Source organism: Nitrospinota bacterium (assembly GCA_016235255.1).
Classification (GTDB): domain Bacteria; phylum Nitrospinota_A; class UBA7883; order UBA7883; family JACRLM01; genus JACRLM01.
Genome location: JACRLM010000105.1, coordinates 19,291 through 43,377, shown reverse-complemented (window position 1 = coordinate 43,377; position 24,087 = coordinate 19,291). Strand labels below are relative to the sequence as shown.

Here is a 24,087-nt window from a genome sequence, read left to right as displayed (position 1 = left end):
GGCCGATGTCAATCAAAGGCGTGCGGCGGCGTTAATCAAACGACCGGGAAAATAGTCTTTTCGTTGAATTTGGACTCGATTTCAAAATAGAACTGGGAGCCGATTATCATCCTGTCGTATTCCACCCCCTCCATTTCGTCCAGAAGATAGACCGGCCTGTCTAAAAAAGTGGACGTCAACGAGTCATGAGGCGTGGAGGAGGCGAAGCCAACAACTGAAATACCGTTTTCGGTCAGAATCGCGAAAAGCCCACGGGCGGCCTGGCCGGTTCCGAAAACAACCACCCGTCTGACCCCGTCTTTTTTAAGCGCCGCCACTGTTCCGCGCTCCCTTGGAACCAGCAGGTGGTCCCACTTGTTCCTGTATAAATGGTAATTGGCGCGCAGATGGCCATGTTTGCCGGAATCCTTCATCGTGGCGGACTCGTGGTGTACGCTCTCCGCCCGCGGAACGTAAACGACACCCGCGCCATAGGCGGCGGCCTTCAGGCAAAGATCAACGTCCTCATAGCCCCACACAAATCCCTCGTCAAATCCTTTCACCCCTTCGAACACATTCCGCCTGGCCATCAGCATTGCCCCGGTCACGGCGAACATTTCCTTTTGCGAATTGAATCTTGCGTCCTCGCTCATGCCGCCGGAGCCGTAGTTGGAGGCGTATCCCCAAAGCATCGGCACAATACCCGCGTGCTGCACCCGCTCCGATCCGGGAAAAACGAGCTTTGCCCCGGCCATCCCTATTGTTTTGTCGGTGGAGAACGCCTCGGCCATGGCGGCCACGCTGTCCGATCCCACCGTCACGTCGTTGTTGAGGAAAAGCAGCATTTCGCCCTTGGCCCGCGCGGCGGCCTTGTTGTTCGCGATGGAGAAGGTGAGGTTGTCATCGTTGCGCAGATAAACGAACTTGCCGAACTGCCCGCCGAATTCACCGCCTAGCTGCGTTGTCTCGTCGGTGGAAGCGTTGTCGGCAAGGATGACCTCCATGTCCGTGGCGCAACTGGACCGCGAAAGTGACGACAGGCACTCGCGCGTCATGTCCACCTTGTTATGGGCAAGGATAATAACGCTGATCACCGCCCCATTCCTCCGATTTTCACCGAAAGCGCGTCCTTATATATTTCATGAATCATATCGCCGATCCTTTTGCTGGAGAACCTGGCGGACGCGTCCGCCGCCGCCGCCTTTGGATCATGCCCGGCAAGATTGCTTGCGGCCATTTCAAGTTTCTCCGCCAAATCATCCCGGCTGCCGTTTTCGCAAAGAAAACCCTTTGCGTCTCCATCTATTATATCCTCCGGCCCGCCGCAACGGGTGGAGACCACCTGTTTTCCGCACGCCAGCGCCTCCATCAGCACGCACCCGAAACTCTCATACCGGCTTGTGAGGACGACGATATCGCATTCGTCCCTGATGGTATCCGCCATTTTCATCCGCTCGTTGGCCGGTATCACCGGCAGGAACCGGACGGCTTTGCCTATCCCGAGTTCGCCAACCATTCTCTTCAAGCCCTCCTCGCAAGACGGATCGGAAGGTTTGCCGGAGCCTATCATAGTCAATGTGGCGCGTGGGATCGACTTCAAGACGGAAGCGAAAGCGCCAATGAGCAATTCCAGGTTTTTTACCGCCCGGAAATATCCGATGAACGCAAAACGTGGCGCGGCCAGATCGGGCGCTGGTCCTGTGGAGGGATAAAACACTGAAGTGTCCACGCAGTTTGGGACCACGGCAAGCTTGGCCCGGTCCCGCTCGTCCAAAAAACCGGCAAGTTTGTCCCTGTGCGCCCGGGACACCGCTATCACCCGCGAAGCTGTGGCGATGTTTGATCTTATGACGCCCGCGAACCTGTCGTCGCTAAAAAGCTTGTCAACCTCACCAAGATGCTCCGTGATAACGAGCGGGACTCCGAATTTCCCGGCGATGGCCGCGCCCGCCGCGCCGTCGTGGAACGTGGAATGGGCGTGGACTATATCAAAAGGGAACAGGCCGTGAATATTACGCACGGCTTTTAAAACGGGACGCCGGTAAAAATCGGCGTGATTCCAATAGCTCCACAGCAACGGATATGGAATGTGGATGGCCGGGACGCCACCCACGTCATACCAGCGGGCGTCATGAAATGTCCGCAGGTAGTTCGCCGCGGTGAAAGGAGAAAAAGCTAGCGCGGCGGGAAATCCCAGGTCTAAGTTCCGGACAATCCAGAACCTGTATGGCGCGATTGCCCGTGCGTCCACCCCGGCCTCCCGCAGGGCCCGCGCCTGGTCCAGAACAAAGCTTCCGGAATCATAAATGGGGTTGGGGAACATCTGCGATATGAAAAGCGATCTTGCGCTCCACCCGGTTATTTTTTCTTTTTCCGGGTGGAACGGCCTCCATTTTTCATCGGGGATAAACGGCCTGTAACTAAGAACGTTCCCCCATGGATCGGATTTTGCCATCAGCGCAACGCCAGCCTCTTGCATTCACATTTCCGGTCAGCATACCCTCGCCGGAGCACCGGCGCTATCATCGTAAATTGTATTTGTACGGGTTTCAATAATGATGGCTAATGAATTGTCCGCCCGTAAATCGCCGGCCGCCTGAAACACTGTTGTATAATGTGCGGATTGCCTCTATCAATGGAAGCGGAAATCAGGATGGAATCCACGCCGGAAATTCCCGGAACGGTCGGCGCCAAGACCTTAGCCGTCACCGCCACCACTCGCATGGACCAGTTGGCGGTTGTTGTGGAGCGCTTAAATAAACTGTTTCCGGAAACCAAGATAACCATCGTGGCTCAGACGGGAAAAACGGACTCCGTAAATAACGCTATTGCCGGCGTTAACGTGGTGGAGGCTCTGCCGGGCGGCATGTTGGGCTACGGCAAGATTCCATCGGTGAAATTTGGCGCGGTGAGAGCATTGAAGGCGGACATAATGGTGGTGGTGTACAACAATCCTTCAGGCGCCGGTTACCGGCTGCTTGAGCTTGCGGCGCTGGCGTTCAATGGCAAAACAACGCTTGGCGTGTTCTGCGATGACAGCGAGGGCCGCGATAAATCCGTGTTCAGGGAAATAACTTTGGGGGGAATCGCCGCGCCGGTCTTGATGGACATTGCCATGATTCCCGTGGCGCTGGCTGTCAAAGCAGTTGTTGAGATTGCGTACCTTGTGGCGGTGGCCATTGGCCGCATCCGGGGGGATTCGTCCTCCTGGGACAGGAATTGACGGCTCTGTACTTAAAACAACGCCGTTCAGTCAAAATGAGAACGAGTTCAAATTTACGCAATGCAAGGCGGCCAGATCAGGAATCAGTGTCCCAAAGTTTTTTTATCACGCCAGAATAATTGCCAATATTGAAAATGTCGGCGGCGGCTTTCATGCAACGGGCCGAATATCCAGCGCGATCGTCGGTGAAGGTCTTAAGAGCCCCGGCGAGGGTCTTGACGGACAGGGAATCCCAATCGCACAAAACCCCTGCGTCACGCTGGTTTAATATCCTGGCCACATCAATCTGGTTTCCCGACGCAAGCGCCGGGACCCCCGCGGCAAGATACTCGGCAAATTTTGACGGCAGCCCGATATCGATGGCCTCCGCCGGTTTCCGCAAAAGGAGCGCGCAATCCATACACGAAGTGTACGCCGCAAGTTCATCCCTTTGCGGCGACATCAGCCGCACCCGAGCCGGGTCGGCCCCGCTCATCCGCAAAAGCGATTCGAACCATGCGGCGTCCTGCGAAAGAATGAGGCCGCGCGTATCCGGATCCTGGGCAGTAAGTTGGGCCATAAGGCGCGCCACAAGTTCCGGCGACTGGTAATGGACGGCTGAGCCGGAATAGCCGGCGACACGCATTCCTGAAAACCCAAGTTTCTCCCTGTACACGTCGCGCAGCTCCGCCGCCTTTGCGTAATGATCCGTGTCGACCGAGCAGGTGATTATCACCGGCGGCCTGGGCATTTCGTAGTTCTTTGAGAGCAGGGCCGCATGGGCCTCCCCAACGGCTATCACATGGTCTGCGCAGCCAAATGCGGCCCTTGTCATCGCCATGTCCAGATTTCTGGAAATAGGGCGCGTATTGTAATATCCGGACAGGATATTCTCCTCCATCCATGCTCCACGGGTATCGAATACAAACCTCAATCCAAGCGTTTTCTTGAGGATTGCCGCGATGAACGCCGGGCCATAACTCCGGGCATGCGTTGTCCTCACCCCATGTATCGCCGCCGCCAGCGTCAATTTGGGCAGGGCGCAGATAAGCATTCTGTGCATGTTCGGATCGAACCGGGACTCGATCCGGACAGCGTCGTCCAGAGGGAATGGGATATTGGCGTTCAACTCGATGCGACCCTCGAATGAAGCGAACACCGCCCGTTGCCCGGTTTTTTTTATCCATGCAAGACTATGGCTCAGAACCAGTGGATCCTGCCAGCTGTCGTTTGCTATGTATAGTAGCTGGTATCGGCCCCTGCGGTGGACCAGGCGCGTCATGACCGCCAAAATGAGCGCGGCGGGAAGGACCAGCAAGGACAAGACGGTCAGGATCCATCTTCGCGCGCTCCTGGTGAGAAGATCAAGGAGGACCGCGATGGTGATCGGCTCAAAACCACCTTTCGAGTGGCTCCAATAAGCCTCTTTGGCCATAAGCCACGCCAGGGCGAAAACAGTGAAATACCCCTCGGCAAACCGGTCGCTTACAGGCACGACGGCCATACGGTAGCCTTTGGCCTTCAGCGAGGGCACGTCTACGCTTTTAAATGTGAACCAGCGGGACTTGGCCGCAATCACCTCCCGCGCCAGGCCAAACTCCTTCACAGTGTCCACTGCCTCTGGCTGGGCCAGAACGTCGACGGGATTTTCGGGATACTTTTCTTTGGCTGCCCGCAATGTGTTGAGAAACACCGGCCACTGCGCCGACCTGAATATTATCAACGGCTGGGCGGGCGCATGTTCGTTGGCTAAAATCATTTGTGGACGCGCTGTTCCTGCTGACGCTAAAAACAGATAATGAATAGCATGCTTATTCCATATATCATGTCTACATATCATAAAGGATACTCCATGTCCATACGCCCTTGCCCAGCATGCCGCTGGAAAATTTCTTTACCTTGTTGACTGAGGTCAATACGGCTCATGCAGGCGCGCTGGCCGGGCTGGAAGCCACGCTGGAGCGTGGATAATTGCGATGACAGAGCTTGTTGAAAGGCGCAATTGCCCGGTATGTTCCACCGCGTCAATGGGGACGGTTTACTCCTGCGCTTACAGCATGGAACCGGTCGCCGGATTTCTGCGCGAAAGTTATGCCCCTTTTGCGGCCGGAAAGCTTGCCGAAGCGCTTCATGAAGCTGAATTTGCGCTGGACGAATGCGGCGTGTGCGGTCTTGTTTATCAGCGATGGGCGCCCGGCGAAAATTTGCTGGCCGATATCTACGGCGAATGGGCCTATCAGGGATCCAGCATGGAGTCTGCGGAGAAAAGGCTGTCGCTTAACAATTATGCCGCTTTTACACGCGAAATAATGACCATGATCGCCATGTTCGACAGGCCCCCCTGGTCCATAAGGGCGCTGGAATATGGCATGGGCTGGGGATTCTGGGCACGGATGGCCAAAGCTTTCGGCGTGGACGTTTGGGGCATTGAGGTGTCGGGCGAGAAGGTGGAGCGCGCGGCGGGCTGGGGCATTTTGGCGCCCGACGAGAGCGTGGCAGGGTCGTTTGATTACGTCAACGCCGATCAAGTCATGGAGCATCTTCATTCGCCACTGGAGACCATGAAAACGATTGCCGGATATTTACGGCCAGGTGGAATCGCGCGGATTGGCGTCCCGGATGGGAGCGGGATAAAGGAGGAATTTGCCGGGCGGGGCGTGTCTCCCGGCTTGAACCTCGCATTTCCGCTGCTTCACCTGAACGTTTTCAACGAAAGCTCTTTGCGGAACCTTGGCAAGCTTGCCGGTCTGACTCCATATTCGCCGCCGCGCCGGAAGATATTTGTAACGACCAACTGGACACCTCTGAAAAGGGCAATCCTGAGTGTCTGGCGTCCATTGTGGAGAAAAAATTACTGGGGGGATGGAGTGGCATATTTCATCAAAGATGGCAAAGCGCCGGAAGGCCGTTAGCTGCCAGCCAATATCTCCACTATTTTCCCGCCCGCGTTTCCATCGCCGTACACAGGCTTGAACACCGGCGCGGATTTCGACAACGCCCATCGCATGGCTGAGGCCATCCTGTCCGGATCGGCCCCCGCCAGGACATTCGCCCCGGCGTCCACAAGCTCCGTCCACTCGGTTTCATCCCGCAACGTGACGCATTTGCGGCCGGAGAAATAGGCCTCTTTTTGAAGCCCGCCCGAGTCGGTGATCACGAACGAACAGCTTGCAAGGTGCGAAAGGGTGGCAAGATACGAGAACGGCTCGCATCCGTCCACGTTTTCCGGCAATGCAATTCCGGTCCGCTCGATCATCCCGCGCGTGCGGGGATGGAGGGGCAAAATGATTTTTATGGGGCATGTGGCAAGGCCCGCGAATATGGCCGCCAGCCTTTCCGGGTCATCGGTGTTCTCCGCCCGGTGGATTGTGCAAAGTGCGAATGGCCCGTCGATTTTCACTGGCTCCGCCTTCTTCCTGTAATGCACGATGGCGTCATACATTACGTCGCCTGTGACATGGACTCCTTCCGTCACCCCTTCCCGCGCCAGTTGCTCCGCCGAATTTTTCGAGGGGCAGAGAAGGATGGACGCCACATGGTCCGTCACCACCCGGTTTATCTCCTCGGGCATCCGGCGGTTGAAACTTCGCAGGCCGGCCTCCACATGGGCCACCGGGACGTTCAATTTCGCCGCCGCCAATGCGCCCGCCATTGTGGAATTAGTGTCGCCGTAAACCAGGACGATGTCCGGCTTCCTTCCGATTATCTCCCGCTCGATACCGGCGATCATGGCCCCTGTCGTCTCGCCGTGAAGCCCGGAACCTATGGACAGGTTGACGGCCGGCTCCGGGATTTCCATCTCCGCGAAAAACACGCCGCTCATGTTATGGTCGTAATGCTGGCCGGTATGCAGGATGGCCTCGGTCAACCGGACGGATCCGGCGCGCGCGTTATATGCGGCTATGGCCCTGCTGACCACCGCCGCTTTCACGAATTGCGGCCTGGCTCCGGCGATCGTCAAAATTTTCACGGCGCTGGCGACACGGCGCCTTTTTTATGAGTGTACCTGGTCCCGCACGCGCCGCAGACCGCCTTTTCTTTGCGGAACGCGAGTTTCACCCCGCAATGGCACATCCACCCTTTCTGGACGGCGGGATTGCCCACCATCAGCGCATGGTCCGGAACGTCGCGGATGACCACCGCCCCCGCCCCGATGAAGCAAAAGCTCCCAAGCGTTATCCCGCAAACTATCGTGGCGTTCGCGCCGATTGTCGCCCCCTTTTTCACCAGGGTGGCCTTGTACTCGCTTTTGCGGGCGATATGGGAGCGCGGATTCATCACGTTTGTGAACACCATGGACGGCCCGCAGAACACGTCGTCCTCCAGCGTCACCCCCTCATACACCGAGACGTTGTTCTGTATCTTGCACCCGTTCCCCACCGTCACGTTCGGCCCGATCACCACGTTCTGGCCGATGTTGCATTTCCCGCCGACAACGCTCCCCTTGAGCACATGTGAAAAATGCCATATCTTCGTCCCCGCCCCTATCCGGCACCCGTCGTCCACCACGGACGTTTCATGGACAAAGTGATCCGCTTTTTCCTCATGCCCTTGCGCATGGCGGGCAAGGCTTATCACGCGCCCGCCTTGTTCCATAGAGGCCTGGCAAGCTGTCAGCACCCTTAACACATCGAGCCCTTCCCTGCCGTCGGTGAATGGCGGAACACCCGTTTCCACCGCCCTTATAAAACTCCTGCATTCATTTTCCAGCGGCTCGGTCTTTTCCAGTTCCACTTTGATGGCTTCTTTCTTGTCCGGCACCGGCACGCCCCCGCGCCAGTTGATCACGTGCGGATACAGCAGAAGCTTCTCCTCCGGCTCCATGTCGTTGAACACGGCCATTTTCCTGTCCCCCACCACCACAAGCTTCTGCTCCTTGAACGGATGCAGCCAGTTGACGAATATATGCGCGCTCACCCCAGAGGGGAAAGTAAGGTTGCTCAGCGTCACGTCCGCAATCGTCTTGTGCAGGAAATAGGAGCCGAAACTGGCCACGCTGTCCGGCGTCTGGCGCGTTAGCGAAAGGATCACGGAGATGTCGTGCGGGGCGAACGACCAAAGGATATTTTCCTCCGTGCGTATCTTCCCGAGATTTAACCGGTTTGAATATATGTACTGCAGCCGCCCAAGTTCGCCGCCGTGCACAAGTTTTTTGAGCGCTATGACCGCCGGGTGGTATTGGAGCAGATGCCCCACCATCAATATTGTTTTTTTATCAACCGCAAGCTTGAGAAGTTTTTCGCCGTCGTCCACGTTCAAGCAAAGGGGTTTTTCCACATACACCGCCTTGCCCGCTTCAAGGCAGGCCACGGCCAGCGAATAATGGGTTTCGGCGGGAGTGGCTATGGCGACGGCGTTCACCTCCGGGTCATCAAGGACCTCCTTGACAGTGGACGCGCCGCAAACGCCCGGATATTGCCGTTGGAAACCGGCCAGCGTGTTCGGATCGCTGTCGCAAACGGACTTCAACGCGCCGAGCGAATGGAAATTGCGGACAAGGTTTTTCCCCCAGTAGCCAGCTCCGATCACAGCCACTTTGACATTGCCGGTTGCTGCGTTCATTTGACGCTTACCTGTTTAAAAATATGGATGGCGTTGTTTTTAGCGTCGGCGGCCAGAAGGTCTCCTCCAAGAAACCGGGCATCGGCCATGATGGACAGGCATTGGGAGTCAAGTTTCATTTCCGCCCCGCCGGACAAAAGCGCCCCTATCTGATATATGGCCCTGCCATCGGCGCCGTAGGCCTGCACACCCGTGTCCGTGGCGACAAAAAGGATTCCCTCTTTGTTTTTAGCCGCGCTCACCGGGGTGAGCAAATGGTTGTCATCAACAAATTTCCATTCTCCTCCCTCCGGATCGAATTCGCGCACCGCGGCGTCCGCCGGGAACGCCGTGGCAATAAAACGTCCGCCCGCAATCTTGATCTCCCCAAGCTCTACAGGAGGAGCGCCGATCAACTCGCAACTCATAAAATCTCCGGAAACCCTGAAAATCCCCTTGGCTCCAATCTGGTCATAAACGATAAGGCCGCTGGAATTGTAATAAGCCTTGTAGGGCACAAGCGGCTCGCCCTGATAAACAACGGCGGGGATGTCTGTGATGACGCCGGTTTCAATGTTCAGAATCTTGAGCATATAACCGCCGTTCGGATCAGCGGGATTCGTCCGCATGACCATAAGAATTTCGCCTGATGGCGCCCGGTCCAGGCAAGTTATCACGGCCGGGTTGTCCAATAGCGGCCTGAGGCGGCATGCGCCGTCATCCTCCTCGCACAGGAAAAGTTCCTGCGCCCAGACATCACTGACGATGAGCCTGGACGCCGAAAGCGGAAGTATTAAATGCGGCCTTATCGCCTTGGCTGTGTATGGATGCAAGAGGTGGATGCTTTTCAAATAACCGGCGTCGGCGCCGGAGGGGAGAGAAAGACCTTGCCCTAAAGCGCCACTGATCAATTCCCCTTCGACAAGGCGTATTGTGGGAAGCTGACTGGACAATATCTCCTGGCGCCTGGAGGCTTTTTGCCAGTCGGCGGCCCCGCCGCCTTCAGAAGTTGAGAACCTGCTTATGAATTTGCCGGAAAAGAAAAGCTCGCCATGCCTTTGAAAGCGCTCGGCGGCCTCCAGCGCCTGCATTGGATTGGCCCGGCGGTATGTCTCGTGCCGGGTTTCCAGCGCCTTGTAAACAAAGTCCGCCGTTTCAACATAGTCCCATACCACGCATGCGTGGGCTATGATTGTTAACACCTTGTTCGAGTAATTCAGGCTGTCGGATCCATAAGGTTCAAGCAGGGCTGAGATGAACTTCTCGCTTTCCAGCGGTTGGACATTTTCAGGAGCGCCCCCCAGAAGCATGATCGACTTCCTTGTGTACTTGATGTGATCCAGCAGGAAGCCCGCCGCGGCGAAAGCATGAGCGCATGCTTTCACATGCACAGTTCCCGGGCTATTTAGCCTCTCCGACAGCCAGACAACGATTTCCGCGAAATCCTTGCCACGCGCTTCAAGTTCGCTTTCCATTAATTGCTGAAAATCGGCGCGCTCGCCGGAAAGACGCTCCATCCACGTATCACCCGCAAAAACATCCGTAAGCCTGGCCATGTCTTCCATCAGCGCCCAACGCAACATTGAACGCTTTTTCTGGAGCAACTTGGCCGAAAGGGCCTCTTTCATCGCCGCTTCGTTCGCCACGGAAGCGGCGGCCCTGTCTTTTGCGCCGTAGACCGCTTCCATTGCCTCGCAATGCGACGCCACCGCCCGCAGCAATTCGCTTTCCGTCTCCATAAGCCCCCTGGCCGCGGAGATGGCGGACGACCTGCATGCACCGGCATACCAGCTCAATTTGCCGTCCGTCACTTTGCCCTTCGGGGCGCAATCCAGATAAATCCGCCATTCATCACCGCATTTTTCCGTCCAGTGGTTTGGAACAGTCTTCAACTCTTCTTCATCGGGGAAATCATGTGGCGCCGCGGCCGCCGCAAGCTTGTTCCATTTTTCATGGTCAAACTCATAACGGTCTACGACTTTCCTGACGCCATCGGCGATGAATATTTCCGTGACGCCATCCCCCCTTTTGCGCGACAAGGCGGCGGGGGGGCGTGATATATCGGCGTCAAACGTCGCCTCCACAGACAGCCACGGTTTCTTGATATCCATGATTCTTGGAGCGGAGCCAACTGCTCCCACCAGTACAACGCTTCCGTCAACCGGCGTGATCGAGACGGGGAAATGGTATGGCGGATGGCCTTCAACGTCCAACTTAACGATTTTTGTATAATCACCGGTTTTAGTTACATGAACGAGGCGGCGCGAGCCGGTGTCGGCTATCACAAAAGTCCCGTCATCCAGCCGTGCAAAGGACATCGGGTAATTAAGCCCGCGGCTGGCCGCCCCCGCGCCGAGCAGGATCAAGAGGTCATTTTGCGCCTGTTCGGCCACCCTTGTCATATACCCGCCAAAAACGTAAACGGTCACGCCGCCAAGGGCGCATTTTTTAACTCTGTGGTTGCACCGGTCCAGTATCCATACATGCCCCTCCCCGGCGTCTAGAACGGCCGTTGGCTCGTCAAATCCGCTTCCGCCGTTCCCAACCGAGCCGAACGATCCGATGTGGCCGCCGTCCATGCCGAACCGCTGGATGCGGTGGTTCCACGCGTCGCACACCACAAGTTCCATAACTCCGGCGTTTTGGACGACGGCCATGCCGCGTGGATACCAGAACTCACCCGGACCGCCGCCCCGCTTTCCGATGACCGAGACCACCTCGCCACCATCCGAAACCTTCAGGACGCGATGGTTGAATTCGTCGGAAAGGAAAAAACCGCCATCGGGACTTGCCACTATGGAATGAAACGGCATAGGGGAGCCGTCAACGGCTCCTGTGATGGGAATGGACCCGGCATGTTTCAAAGGAGAGTCTTTTTCGCTCATGCGTCCAGGTTAATGCGTAATAGGTTTAATATAATAACATCAAGCGCTGATGCGGCGGCGCAATAAAGGCCGCCTCGCGCGCCGCTACTTTACGGCCCTTATATATATGTCCAGCCCCATAAGCCTTCCCAGCGTTGGAAGTAGCCGATGACGGGGGGCCACAAGCCTGCCCCTTAAATAAAGGTCGTCGCAATTCTCCTTGCGGAACGTGACCCTTGAAAATCCGGAAAGCATCTTGTTCAACTGGCTGATCGATGAGAAGACCGTCTCCGGGGCCGCTTCCCCTCCGCCTCCGGCGTCATATGCTTTTTTCTGGTCCTCGCTTGCCGTCTCAGGCCCTCGCCCCACGCCGAAATCCCGGGCCAGGGCGCGCAAATTACCCCCCGGCCAGTTGATCCACTGCCTCAGCGAAAACTGATTATATACCATGATTACCGCCACTCCGCCGGGCTTGAGAATCCTGCGCGTCTCTTCAAGGCATTTGCGCAGGTTGCCCGTATGGTGGAAACAGCCGATGGAGACCACCGCGTCCATCGAGGCGCTTGCGAAAGGGGCGTCGAGCATGCTTCCCTGGATGGCTCGCCCGTTCATGCCCTGCACCCGCAGTCTGCCGCGCATCATCCGCACAGGCCCCTCGGCGATGTCCATGCCGGTGTATCTGGCCCCGCGCTCGGCTATCTTCTGCCCGACGGTCCCATACCCCAGCCCAACCTCCAGCACCTTGCGCCCTTTAAGCTCGTTTGGCCTTATTATTTGCGGCAGGTATGGATAGAAACCCAGGTAGTAGTCATCGAATCTTTTCAACGATTCGGGCGAATGGTCTTTTATCCCCAAGGCCCGCGCCGCGTTGCTGCCGCACAGTTCATTCCAGAAGTCGCGGTTTGCCTTGTCCGTCCCTTCCTGGCCCACGGTTCCGCCTGAAATCGCCATCAATCCCGCCCTTGGTCCGATAGCGCCCGTTCATATAACTCAGCCAGTTTCCATGTCACCTTGCTGTAATCGAAGTTCTCTTCGGCGTACTGTCTGGACAAAAGCCCGGCTCGTTTTCTCTCCGTTCCGGAAAGCAGCATACCTCTGATAACGTCTTTGGCGTTATTCACCGTGGCTTCAACAACCGGAAGATTCTTGTAATGGATCCTTTGACGGCCTGAAACATGGCCGATGACGGGGACTCCCAGCGCCATTGATTCGCGCGCAAAAGATCCGAACGAGCCGTATCGCAACTGGTCTATCACCAGGTCGGACTGCAGAATATGGTATCGCAGGTCGCGGAACGATATCCCGGTCACTTCCCTGTAGTCAACCCGCAATCCCTCCCGGGCAAGATCCTCCATCGCCCCTTTTATCACCGCCGAACCTTTCACGTCACCCCGGTTATTTCCGCCCACTGCATGCAGTACACGCACTTCGCCCTCTTTTTTTGCGGGAAGCGCATGCTCCGCGGGTATCCGCAGGCCCGGACGCCAGAAGTTTATGTCTATCGACCCTTGAAGGAACACCGCGGATGAATTAGTCCCGGTAAAATCGGGCTCGTGGTTTATGATCACATTGGCCCATTCCGATTCGCGTTCGAGCCGTTTGCCGATGATTTCGTCGGTGCATGACTTGCCGTACATCGGACAAAATCCGGAGCACAAACCTTCGTCACGGTCAAAATCAGATGGCGTCCTCCCGTCCCTGCATCCCCACCTGCTCAAAAAGACCTTTTTCCCCGCTTTCCTCAGGATTTCCAGGTCGGCCCCGTAATAGAACCATGGGAACAGGGTGTATCCGCTATGGAAGTGGAATATGTCATACCTGTCCAGCGCGGACAGGAAATACTCCATGACCGCCGGATTGAGCAATCCGTCTGATTGCAGGATGATCTGCCCCGGCTCTTCGAAAGTGAAGGATGAGTAATTGGGATTTTTGTCCGCGTCTATATACAGCAGGTCCACTTCCACCCCATGCTCCCTCAGGCCCCGGGTGAGAAGCGCCGGCTGGTAAAGGGCTCTTATGGGGGCGTGAAGCACACGGTAACCGGGCCCATTATTTTTGTTCATCTAAATCCTGGCGGCGCGTTGGCTTATTCCAATCCGGCGAACTTCGAAGACGCCCAACGTTTAATTTATCGTCCCGGTTCGAGGCAAACTTGAGCGGCGTAAAGCGGCCAAACCGGCCCTTCCCGGAATTGGGCGCGGCAAGGGCAATTTTACCTCAACAACTGCGGCGTCACAACAAGCTGCTCACGCCGGTCTCTTGCGGGCATCGTATTGATGGGATAAACTTTATCTGAATTCGGGCGGAATCAAAAATATGGGGGCCGGTGAGCGGATTGGGAGTGGATGAAAGTTCCGGCGTGTTGATGTTCCGCTCGGTCCCATGGGCCGGTTTCCGGCGGTATCAGGACGCTGTGTCAGCGATTTTTCCGGGAAAGGCCATCACCGTTTTCGCGCGGGAGCCTTTTGAAGAAAAGCCCCCGTCTTCCAACATAAAATATGCCGGCTATTCTTCCTCCATCGTAAAACTTTCCAGTGACGACATGCGTGATATCGGCATATCGAGCAATGCCTTCGAATGGGCTGTGATCCCCTGCCACAAAAAGGCCGCCGCCCCATACAGGAATCTGGCCGAAATCGCGCTCCGCGCGGTCACCAAGGGGATAATATTCCTGTTTGACGACCTCTCCATGGAGACCGTCGCCCTTGATGATGGCGAAACAACATGCCCCCGGGACAGCCTGGCTTTCCGGAAAAAGCTGTATGGATTGGTACACAAGAACGATCCATTCTTCTGGCCGGAAAGGCAGTTAAATTACGCACACAAGGTCTATGGTGATGAACTGCCGGAAAACCTGCCGGGAAATGGCGAGGCTGGCGGAGTCCTTCTTGTTTACACGCATCTTCTTGAAGCCAACGCCGCCACTGTGGACGAAAGCATACGGTCATTTTACAAATATTCCACTTTCCACGTTTTGGGACTGAACGCGGAGATGGGAATTCCTCCGTTTGTCCGCAAAATGCGTTTTGCGGCCATCGTCCTCCATTATTCGGCATTTTATCCCCTCCACTTTCTTGATGAACGTTATCCGGAATTCCGCTCGTTTTTGAACGGACTAAATGGCTCCGTAAAAGTGGCCTTTTTCCAGGACGAGCATTTCGGATGCGCAAAAAGGTTCAAGTTCATCAATGAATACGGGATTGATCTTATTTATTCTTGCTTCGCCCCATCGGCGTTCAAGGATTACTATTTCAAGTTCACCGGCCCGAGGGATGTGCGTTCATGCATCCCCTCATATGTGGACGGCGCCCTGCCAGCGATCGCGGCCAGGTTCTCGCTCCCCCGAGATCAAAGGCCGGTGGACATCGGCTACAGGGGCAGGCCGGTGCCATGCTATATGGGCAAAGGGACATATGAGAAATACGAGATCGGGGACGTTTTCGCCCAAAAGTGCGCCCAAAAAGGGCTTAAGTTGAAGCTGGACATCGGCCTTACAAGCAAGGGCCGGCTGTATGGAGATGACTGGAACAGGTTTTTGGGCTCCTGCCGGGGCATGCTGGGGGTGGAATCGGGAAGTGATCTTGTGGACATCGGTGGCAAGGCGTTTGACGCCTGCGCAAAGCTTTACGAGGAAAATCCTGAGATGCCGTTCGGCGAAATGTATCAGCGGGCCGGCCTTGCCAGACTGGACAATAACATGAGCTACCGGACCATAAGCGCCCGGCATTTCGAGGCGGCGGCATTCATGTGCGTCCAGATACTTTTCGAGGGGGAATATTCCGGCATGATGAAACCGATGGTCCACTACATTCCGCTAAAGAAAGACTTCTCCAATTTCGATGAAGTAATAATGATGTTCAACGACGGGGAGCTTTGCGGAAGGCTTGTGGAAAACGCGTACAATGACCTGATCGCAAGCGGGCGTTATACATACGAGTCGTTCATCAGTGAATTTGACAAGGCGCTCGCAGGCCACATAGAGGGCAAATAAGAAAGGACATGGCGGAAAATCCCTGCAAACGGATTCTGATGCTGTACTGGGACCCGAATCCGTACAAATATCAGCGGTCGAATTTCACGGCCCACCGCCGTGTGATGGAAGCATCCGCAAACAAACATGACATCCTCTATTTCAACGTGCTCGCCCCTCCGGCTGCATGGATAAGAAAGCACAGGTGGGATGCGGCCATCCTTCACACCTCGTTCTGGAGCCCGCGATTCCTGGACACGCCGGGCTTCGAGGAATGGAGGCGAAAGCTAGGCTGGGTGCGTGACCTCGACTGCCTGAAAATCGCCATGCCCCAGGATGAGTACGACTTCTCCGAACTTCTGGACGAATGGCTTGACGAGCTTAAGGTCGCCGTAATTTTCAGCGTTTTTGACGAGCCGCTTTACAGGCTTATTTACACCGGCATGAGCGGCAGGGCTGTGTTCCGCAAGTGCATGACCGGCTATATTGACGAACCAGCGATGGCCAGGGCGCGGCAGTTTATCACTCCCTACGCAAGCAGGGCCATGGACGTGGTGTATCGCGCAAGGAACCTCCCGTTCCAGTTTGGGAGCCAGGGGCAGTTAAAAAGCAAGATTGCCGGCGCCGCATCCAGCGGAGCCGCCAAACTGGGCCTTAAGTGCGACATTTCGACCAAGATGCAAGACACGATCTATGGAGAGAAATGGCTTAAGTTCCTCGCCGATGGCAAGTGCACCATCGGTTGCGAATCCGGCGTGAGCGTCCTTAACCGCCGGGGAGAGATCAAACGCCAGGTGGGACGCATCCTTCGATCATCCCCTTATATTGAATTTGAAGCGCTGGCCAGGCAAATGCCGCCGGGGTGGGACGATTACAAGTTCTTCGCGCTGGGCCCGCGCCATCTGGAGGCGGCGGCCACCATGACCCTCCAGATACTTGTGGAGGGGCGGTATGACGGCGCGCTGGAGCCAGGACGGCATTACATCCCGATAAAAAGGGATTTTTCGGACATGGACGAAGCGCTGGAGAAAATCGCCGACGTGGATTTCGCGGAAAAAATGATCCGGACGGCGCATGAAGAAGTGTACTTGTCCGGCAAGCACAGTTACAGCGTTTTGGCGGCGCAGATTGAGGATGCCATAAACGAATTTGGCGTAAAAAATGCCACTTCCGGAATTTTGCCGGCGCTTCCATGGGGAATCAGCAAAGCGATCGCCGCCGCGCAGGAGATTGACGGCATATTCACCTACCATGGCATCGCGGCTTTGCGAAGAATCACGCAGAACATGACGCGGAGCATAGCGGGCAGGTGCATGTTCGGCAGGAATTGGCGCGCAGGAATTGAAGCGCACAAGCTGGCGGCGCGAAAGGTAATAGTTTTCCGCTCCGCCAGGCCGCAGGTGATACGGCCGCTTCTGCCGCTTGTCGTAAAGACTTTGGACAGCGATGTGCTTTTCGCATGCCACGAGTCACGCATCAGCGAAAACTTGAAGCCGGGCAAACGGATCACTCCGCTTGCGCTCAAGGAAAACGGGTTCCTGTTCTGGGACAGTCTTGGGAACGGCACGCAGGAGGCCCTCCGCAATTTCGGCGCGGACATTGTGATAATTCCTACAATGAGCTACTCTTTGGGTGAAATCGTCGAGACGTACCAGAACATATGGGAAATAGCGCGCGCCATCGCTCCGGGCAGGATAATCTTTGTCACCAGGAACGGCGAAATCATTCCGGCGGACTGGGACAGCGCTCCCGCCGCCTGATCAGGCGGGCTTGCGCCTGAACCAGAATGAGCTGCTGATCCGCTTGTGAAGCGCCGGATCATAAAACGGAAACGCCTTTTTAAACTCCTCCGGATGGTCCTTCATAATGCTGGTCATCGCCAGCAATATCTCAAACCGCTCATTGAGGCTTAGGAACGCCTGCAATAAATATTGCTCAGTCCAGAACTGGCGGAAGACTTCAGAAGTGGCGTACTCCACTGGATACTCATACGGCATGGCGATGTCATGGACATGTACCGACACTCCATTGGCAAGGCGCGGAAGTATTTCCAGATATAGATAATTGACGTCGCCGCCGATCTTCACCGAATGGGACGAATCAATGAACAGGATGTCATCGGCCGCCAGTTCGCCAAAAATGTCCGGCGTTAAAAACTCCACCCGGCTTTCGATTATTTCCACTCCTCCAAGCCAGCCTCCCACCCTTGGATAGGGATCTATGATGGTGTGCCGGCAAGCGGCGCCATTGTCTGAATTGGCCCCGATGGCCTGCTGGATCACCAGCGACGACATTCCGGAACCGATTTCTACAATCCGGCGCGGCCTTAAATGCCTGATCATCGAGTACAAAGCGGCGGCGCATCCGAAGCTGAAGCCATCATGGCCGGTGTGGTATTTCGTCGGATCGCCCGTGGAGCGCCCAGGCCAGCGGCATTGCGCCCCGTATTCACGGCCCAGCGTTTCAAGAAGCTCAAGCTGTTCCCGCTCGCGAAAATCAATGCCGGCAAGCCGGCTTTTGACAGACCATACATCACGCTTTTTCAGGTCATCCAGGTCGGGGACCGGGGAGTAGTAGTGCGTGGTCAAAGGAAGGAAGCCGTTTTCAAGGCATATATCGCTCCCTTTGCCGGATATGGCCACTTCCCGGAATATTTTGGAAAGCAGGCGAACGGCAAGCGGGACATGCGCCAGAGCCCCAAGCCCCTTCTCCCGAAGCAACGCAAACGCTTTCCACATTCCACCCCTCGCATCATCATCCTCCAGGAACAATCTGAACGAGGCGAAATCATGGAATTCCGAAAATCCCATTTGCTGGAGCTGTCTTGATATGGCTGGATATCCCGGTTCGGACGCCAGGACTATGTAATCAATGTTTCCAGCCAGAAGCCTGGAGGGGGGCTCCACTTTGCGCCCACATATATTCCCGCCGGAGCGCGACAGATCGTTGTCCACCACGCAGGCGATTGGAACACCTGACGACTTGAACTGGCGGATGATCATGCCCGCCGCCGACCCCGCGCCGAAAATGGCGATCTTTCCCGCTTCTTGCAGACGCTCATGCGATAGCGTCCAAACGTCACCGGTATCGTCTCCCGCTTTTTGGTGTGAACTCATGTTGTTTTTAATATCAGGGAAACGGTCTTGTTTCAAATCCGGTTTGCGGCGGCGCTCATCTTTTCTGCGTGCCGGGCGATACATCCTTCGATCACCGCCATGTTGGCTTTCGTCCACTCTACGGTCTTGCGCAATCCCTCCTCCAGGCCAACGTCCGCCGTGAAACCGAGCTTCTCCCTGGACTTCACCACGCTGCCGAACCGCTTGCCGGACTTGTCCCAGCCGCGCCCCGGAAGTTTTTCAATCCCCCCCCGGTTTTCCGCGATCCTGTTGATCGTCTCCGCCAATTTGCGGACGGAGGTTTCCGCTCCCGATGCGAGGTTGTAAACATCGCCACCCTCGCCATATAACGCGCAGCTGATAAGCCCGCGGACGATGTCCTCCACAAATATGAAGTCCCGCGTGGCGGCGCCATCCCCTTCCACCGGCAGCGCAACCCCCTTTAGCGCCTTGTATATGAAAACCGGGGTCACGTTCCGCCAGACCGTGGCGTATGTGCCGCGCCATTGCCCGGCCCCCAGTATCTCCCCCGGGCCGTAAACATTCTGGAAACGGGCGCGGACGGTGGGAACTTTATGACGGTTATGGTAATAGACGGCGTAAAACTCCCCGGCGATCTTGGAGATGGAATAGGGGCTGTCCATGGCAAGCGACACGGGGTCCTCCTCCACCGTGGCCTCCGCGTCGTCCATTGTCTTCTCCGCCACCGCGCACCCGGCGGCGGAATAAACGAATTTGCGGAGTTTCTTAAAGCCCTTCACATGTTCAAGCAACCGTAGCGTTGGATAAAGGTTGTTCGCATGATCCTTCAGCGGATCGGAAATGGAGCTTTGGTTGCCGTGGAACGTCGCCAGATGAAAAATGTGGTCGTACTCGTCCGCAACGCAGGCAAGGACGGAATCGTCTGTTATGGATCCTTCCGTGAATTTCACCCGGGAGTCGGCCGGGACGTTCCCCTTCTCGGCGGAAAGCAGGTTGTCCACAATGTGGACTTTTCCCGCGCCAAGCGAAAGGACCATCCGCGCGAGATTTGAGCCGACGAACCCTGCCCCGCCGGTTATCAGGACCGTAGCGCCGGAAAGCGCGCCAAAATCCCTATTCATTTACCTGCTTTAAATGCGTATATGTCTGGCTGATTCCGAATTGCTGATAGTATGCAACGGTCTTGGCGATACCGGCCTGAAGCGGCGTGGAAGTCTTCCAGTTAAAATCCTTTTCGGTACTGGACGGATCCAGAAGTATGGAGAACACGTCGTCCGGGTTGCGCTCCCTTTTCTCCGCCTCCGGAGCCGGATCAAGCTTAAGCGCCTTGACCGTGGAGTCGTAAAGTTCTTCAATAGAAAAATCGCTGCCCGAACTTATGTGGTAGTAACCTTTCGATCCGGTCCCGTCCACCGCTTTGACCACCGCGTCCACAAGGTCGTCCACAAAGATAAAGTCCCGCCGGGTGTTCATCACGAAACATTTCCTGCCGGATGTGAGCCTGCTGTAAAAGGTTGGGAGCGGGCCGCTCAGGTTCCTTGGCCCGTATGCGTTTGCCAGCCGGAAGGAGATGAAGTCCATCCCGCTCAAGGCTATGTACGCCTCCCCGGCGGTCTTGCTGATGGCATAGCTGCTCCCTTCCAGCTTTACCGGGTGGGAGAGCGTGATCGGCTGTTCGATGGGCTTTAGACCATAGCAAAGGGCGGTCTGGAAATATATCAGCCTGAGCGCGCCAACCTTTTTTGCGGCGCGCACGATGTTCACCGTGCCAAGGGCGTTGGTCCTTGCGTCCTCTTCCCATCCTTCCGGGTCCTTATACGACGCTGCGGCGTGGACCACGATCTCCGGCTTGAACCTGTCGAACGCCGATTGCACCAGCCCTTCGTCCGCGATGGTCCCCTCGACGATCTCAAGCCTGGGCCCCGCCGTCACATTGTCCCGGCGCCCAGTGGCGTAATTGTCCATCACCAGCACGGTATCGCCCCGCGCCGTAAGCCTGTCCGCAAGGGTTGAACCGATGAATCCAGCGCCGCCCGTTATAAGAACTTTCATCTGACCGCAACTCCCGTTTTTAAAGCTTCCTTGAATTTGGCCTCCTGGTCGTGGAAAGTAGTCTGCCACAGCTCCAGGCACAAAAGGCCCCAGATTTTCCTGCCGAACTTCGGCTCTTCGGCGATCTTTTTTATCACCGCGCCGTTGTTCACAAGCTCGCGCTCCCTTGCCCGCTTGGATCCTAGGATATCATTTACGAATCCTCTCATGGGACCGTTGATCCAGTCTGTCAGCGGCAAAGGGAATCCCATCTTGTCCTTGCGGGAAAGTATGGACTTTGGAAGGGCATAGTCCATGGTCTTCCTGAATATATGCTTCAGTTCGCCGTTCTTGAACTTCACGTTGGCCGGCAACGTGGCGGCGAACTCCACAATCGAGTGGTCCAAAAACGGCACCCGCGATTCGAGCCCGTGCGCCATGCTCATCCTGTCCTCCACCTGCAAAAGGGCGGGGAGCAGGGTCTTAAAGTCGAAATGGGTCATGCAGTCGAAATACGACTCCTTCCCCACGTTCTTCGCCCTGAACACTTTCCTGAACGCGTCGTATGGGGAATAATCGCCGTTTAGCGCCCCCCAGTTGATTTCTTCTTTCAATGAACCGGCGCGATCTATCAGCCGCAGGTACCGTTTGTCCATGTCTTCCGTGAAAATCCCGTCCTTCCACAATTGCTGGAGCATAGGCTTGTAGTTTCGCAGGCTCATCAGGTTCGGGATGATGGACTCGTATGTGACGATAAAGTTGCCGCTTTTCATGGTGCCGTCTATGGCTCCCTTGAGGCACTGCTCGAAGTAGGCCACAAGGTAGCGGGTGTAACCGCCGAAAATCTCGTCCCCCCCCTGCCCGCCGAGCACCACTTTTACATGTTCGGAAGCAAGGCGCGACACCATATACTGAGGGAAAGATCCCGGCCCGGCCACCGGAAAATCCAGGTGGTAGATGACCTTGCCGATGTTTTCGACAAAATCGCCGCAAGTGATGTCCAGCACATGTATAGGGAAATGTTTCCACCCGGCAAGGTCGCGCGCATAGCGGCTTTCATCGTATTCCTCCCCTTCCGGGAACCTGCCGTTAAATCCGCAGAAACCTTCCGGGGCCTGGTCCGCCGCCAGGGATGATATTACGCCGGAGTCCACCCCGCCGCTCACATACGCCCCGACCGGCGTGTCCGACACAAGATGCGCCCGCACCGAATCTTCGATAAGGCCCCGCAGCTTTTCGGAAAAATATTTCCCGGTATGGTCGAAATCGGGCTTGAAACGCACTTCCCAGTAACGGGTGACCTGGATTCCGGAAGACGAGGCAGTCAGATAGTGCCCCGGCGGCAATTCATGGATTCCCTTGAAAAGGGTCTTTCCGGCCAGGCAGAACTGGAACGCAAGATAGTCCCGGAAACCATCCGGGTCGGTCTCTATCCTTTCCACGAACGGCAACAGGGCCTTTATCTCCGAGGCTGCGTAAAGCACGTCGCCGATTACTGTGTAATACAGCGGTTTCACCCCGAACCTGTCCCGGGCGAGGAAAAGGCGATGCCGCCTTTCGTCCCACATGGCAAAGGCGAACATTCCCCGGAGCCGTTCCAGGCACCCGGCGCCCCATTTTTCGTAAGCTTTGAGCACCACCTCCGTGTCCGACGCCGTGTGGAAGATTTCCGGGCCGATCTCGGAGCGAAGCTCCTTGTAGTTGTATATCTCGCCGTTGTACGAGATGACCTTGCCATGCCCGTTTTCCATGGGCTGGGCGCCGGTCTCAAGGTCGATGACGCTAAGCCGCCTGTGCGCAAGGCCCACAAAACCGGACTTGTGCCGCCATGTCCCCGCCCCGTCCGGCCCCCTGTGGGCCTGAAGGTGGTTCATGGCCGCAAGCCCGGCCTCAAGCCCGGCCACCGGCTCCATGGACATGTTGAATATGGAGCCTACTCCGCACATAGCGGGCCGCTCCTGTGGTCATGCTTCGTCACCGCGGGTCTGCTCATCCGGCAATCCAATTAGTTAGCAGGATTATATATTATCGGCGGTTTTGCCCCGAAACAATAGAGGGCTGGCCAATAAAACATGCGTCCCCTTTTGGGGGCCATACAGCGGTTATGGACAGCTTCGGTTATAATACGGGCTTAAAGCCTCATTTGTTTTGATTGCGCTCCCACCGCCGGGATTATGGCCATCTTAAAGAATAAAGGTAATGGACAGATTTGCCGATAATAGCAAGATGAAAGCTTCTTCAACAGGCCATGCCGCGCCCAAACCGGTAAAGACGGTTCCCATAGCCCTGCCTTCCACCGGCGAGGAGGAGTGGCGCGCGCTATTGGGCCCCCTTTCAACAGGCTGGCTGACCCAGGGGCCCAAAGTGGCCGAGTTTGAAAAAGCCTTCGCGCTTCGCCAGGGGGTCAAACACGCGGTGGCCACCACAAGCTGCACCACCGCCCTGCACCTGATCCTCAAGGCGGCGGGCATTGGGCCGGGGGACGAGGTTATAGTCCCATCCTTCACATGGGTGGCCACGGCCAACGCCGTGGAGTACTGCGGGGCAACGCCGGTCTTCGCCGATATCGACCCGGCGACGTTCAACATCGGCCATAAAAGCGCTGGGGCGAAAGTTGCTTCGCGCACTAAGGCTGTCATCGCCGTCCATCTTTTCGGCCTGTGCGCCGATATGGACCTTCTGGCCGAGGCGGTGAAAGGCGCAATCATCGTGGAGGACGCGGCGTGCGCGGCAGGGGGATCGTTCAAAGGCCAGCCCGCCGGGTCTTTGGGTGTGGCCGGGGCGTTCTCATTCCACCCGCGCAAAATTATCACCACCGGCGAGGGGGGGATGATCACCACCAACGACGGCGCGCTGGCCGGCAAAGTGAACATGCTGCGAAACCACGGCGCATCCTCCCCCGAGGAAGCGCGCCACCAATCTCCAAAACCATATCTGCTCCCCGATTTTAATGATGTTGGATTCAACTACCGGATGACGGACCTGCAGGGGGCGGTGGGGCTGGTTCAGTTGAGGAAACTGGACGGATTTCTGGCGGAGCGCAGGCGGTGGGCGCAATATTACATGCGTGAACTTGCGGACATCGGCTGGCTGCGCCTGCCCAACACTCCGGAGGGGCACGAGCATGGCTGGCAGGCTTTTGTGACAATGGTGGACGAAGACAAGGCCCCGGCGGGACGGGATGAAATAATGGACCGGCTGGCCGCCATGGGGGTGGCCACGCGCCCCGGAACCCACGCCGCGCATACCCTGGGCTATTATTCGCGCCGGTACGGGCTGAAACCCGCTGACTGCCCGAACGCATACGCCTGCGCCACGAAAAGCATGGCCATCCCGCTTCACAACCGGATGGACGAAAGCGATTACGCGTATGTGGTGGACTGCTTAAAATCATTGCGATAA

General features: G+C 56.5%; 17 protein-coding genes. 5 read left to right on the top strand and 12 right to left on the bottom strand.

All coding sequences use genetic code 11. The annotated features are described in order from the left end of the window. Nucleotides 1-35 precede the first annotated feature (35 nt). Both HZB29_13730 and HZB29_13725 read right to left on the bottom strand, forming a co-directional pair. Entirely contained in the window at nucleotides 36-1,073 is a 1,038-nt protein-coding gene (locus HZB29_13730) for a glycosyltransferase family 2 protein (protein MBI5816658.1), read from the bottom strand. Then, complete coding sequence (locus HZB29_13725) at nucleotides 1,070-2,458, bottom strand: glycosyltransferase (protein MBI5816657.1); 1,389 nt, start codon at nucleotides 2,456-2,458, stop codon at nucleotides 1,070-1,072. The genes HZB29_13730 and HZB29_13725 overlap by 4 nt, the downstream gene beginning before the upstream one ends. Nucleotides 2,459-2,614: 156 nt before the next feature. Here HZB29_13725 and HZB29_13720 point away from each other — a divergent pair, with 156 nt between their 5' ends. Continuing rightward, on the top strand, nucleotides 2,615-3,202 hold the full coding sequence (locus HZB29_13720; GenBank protein MBI5816656.1) for a hypothetical protein: 588 nt from the start codon (nucleotides 2,615-2,617) through the stop codon (nucleotides 3,200-3,202). Between the two features lie 76 nt (nucleotides 3,203-3,278). Here the strand turns inward: HZB29_13720 and HZB29_13715 are convergent, their stop codons facing one another. Continuing rightward, nucleotides 3,279-4,940 carry a glycosyltransferase gene (locus HZB29_13715; protein ID MBI5816655.1) on the bottom strand — a complete coding sequence of 554 codons (1,662 nt, stop codon included), beginning with the start codon at nucleotides 4,938-4,940 and terminating at the stop codon, nucleotides 3,279-3,281. 217 nt (nucleotides 4,941-5,157) lie between these two features. On the opposite strand from HZB29_13715, the gene HZB29_13710 reads away from it, so the two are divergent. Beyond that, nucleotides 5,158-6,093 carry a class I SAM-dependent methyltransferase gene (locus HZB29_13710; protein MBI5816654.1) on the top strand — a complete coding sequence of 312 codons (936 nt, stop codon included), beginning with the start codon at nucleotides 5,158-5,160 and terminating at the stop codon, nucleotides 6,091-6,093. Here HZB29_13710 and wecB read toward each other — a convergent pair. The 5 genes from wecB to HZB29_13685 form a co-directional block, all read right to left on the bottom strand. Then, a complete protein-coding gene (gene wecB / locus HZB29_13705; GenBank protein MBI5816653.1) occupies nucleotides 6,090-7,151 on the bottom strand; it encodes a UDP-N-acetylglucosamine 2-epimerase (non-hydrolyzing) in 1,062 nt (353 codons plus the stop codon). The genes HZB29_13710 and wecB overlap by 4 nt on opposite strands. After that, a complete protein-coding gene (locus HZB29_13700) occupies nucleotides 7,148-8,743 on the bottom strand; it encodes a Gfo/Idh/MocA family oxidoreductase (protein MBI5816652.1) in 1,596 nt (531 codons plus the stop codon). The genes wecB and HZB29_13700 overlap by 4 nt, the downstream gene beginning before the upstream one ends. Next, a complete protein-coding gene (locus HZB29_13695) occupies nucleotides 8,740-11,607 on the bottom strand; it encodes a hypothetical protein (GenBank protein MBI5816651.1) in 2,868 nt (955 codons plus the stop codon). Before HZB29_13695 ends, HZB29_13700 begins: the two co-directional genes overlap by 4 nt. 84 nt (nucleotides 11,608-11,691) lie before the next feature. Then, nucleotides 11,692-12,537 (bottom strand): class I SAM-dependent methyltransferase, encoded by an 846-nt coding sequence (locus HZB29_13690; protein ID MBI5816650.1) that lies wholly within the window; start codon nucleotides 12,535-12,537, stop codon nucleotides 11,692-11,694. Then, complete coding sequence (locus tag HZB29_13685) at nucleotides 12,537-13,649, bottom strand: hypothetical protein (protein ID MBI5816649.1); 1,113 nt, start codon at nucleotides 13,647-13,649, stop codon at nucleotides 12,537-12,539. Before HZB29_13685 ends, HZB29_13690 begins: the two co-directional genes overlap by 1 nt. A gap of 263 nt (nucleotides 13,650-13,912) precedes the next feature. On the opposite strand from HZB29_13685, the gene HZB29_13680 reads away from it, so the two are divergent. Together HZB29_13680 and HZB29_13675 are read left to right on the top strand one after the other, a co-directional pair. Beyond that, nucleotides 13,913-15,577 (top strand): hypothetical protein, encoded by a 1,665-nt coding sequence (locus HZB29_13680; GenBank protein ID MBI5816648.1) that lies wholly within the window; start codon nucleotides 13,913-13,915, stop codon nucleotides 15,575-15,577. A gap of 8 nt (nucleotides 15,578-15,585) precedes the next feature. Further along, a complete protein-coding gene (locus HZB29_13675) occupies nucleotides 15,586-17,316 on the top strand; it encodes a hypothetical protein (GenBank protein ID MBI5816647.1) in 1,731 nt (576 codons plus the stop codon). On the opposite strand, the gene HZB29_13670 is transcribed toward HZB29_13675, so the two are convergent. The 4 genes from HZB29_13670 to asnB are packed head-to-tail and all read right to left on the bottom strand — an operon-like array spanning nucleotide 17,317 to nucleotide 22,631. Beyond that, on the bottom strand, nucleotides 17,317-18,672 hold the full coding sequence (locus HZB29_13670) for a class I SAM-dependent methyltransferase (GenBank protein MBI5816646.1): 1,356 nt from the start codon (nucleotides 18,670-18,672) through the stop codon (nucleotides 17,317-17,319). A 32-nt stretch (nucleotides 18,673-18,704) separates the two neighbouring features. Then, nucleotides 18,705-19,775 (bottom strand): NAD-dependent epimerase/dehydratase family protein, encoded by a 1,071-nt coding sequence (locus tag HZB29_13665; GenBank protein MBI5816645.1) that lies wholly within the window; start codon nucleotides 19,773-19,775, stop codon nucleotides 18,705-18,707. Further along, a complete protein-coding gene (locus tag HZB29_13660) occupies nucleotides 19,768-20,706 on the bottom strand; it encodes an NAD-dependent epimerase/dehydratase family protein (protein ID MBI5816644.1) in 939 nt (312 codons plus the stop codon). The genes HZB29_13665 and HZB29_13660 overlap by 8 nt, the downstream gene beginning before the upstream one ends. Further along, complete coding sequence (asnB, locus tag HZB29_13655; protein ID MBI5816643.1) at nucleotides 20,703-22,631, bottom strand: asparagine synthase (glutamine-hydrolyzing); 1,929 nt, start codon at nucleotides 22,629-22,631, stop codon at nucleotides 20,703-20,705. Before asnB ends, HZB29_13660 begins: the two co-directional genes overlap by 4 nt. Before the next feature lie 280 nt (nucleotides 22,632-22,911). On the opposite strand from asnB, the gene HZB29_13650 reads away from it, so the two are divergent. After that, nucleotides 22,912-24,087 carry a DegT/DnrJ/EryC1/StrS family aminotransferase gene (locus HZB29_13650; GenBank protein MBI5816642.1) on the top strand — a complete coding sequence of 392 codons (1,176 nt, stop codon included), beginning with the start codon at nucleotides 22,912-22,914 and terminating at the stop codon, nucleotides 24,085-24,087.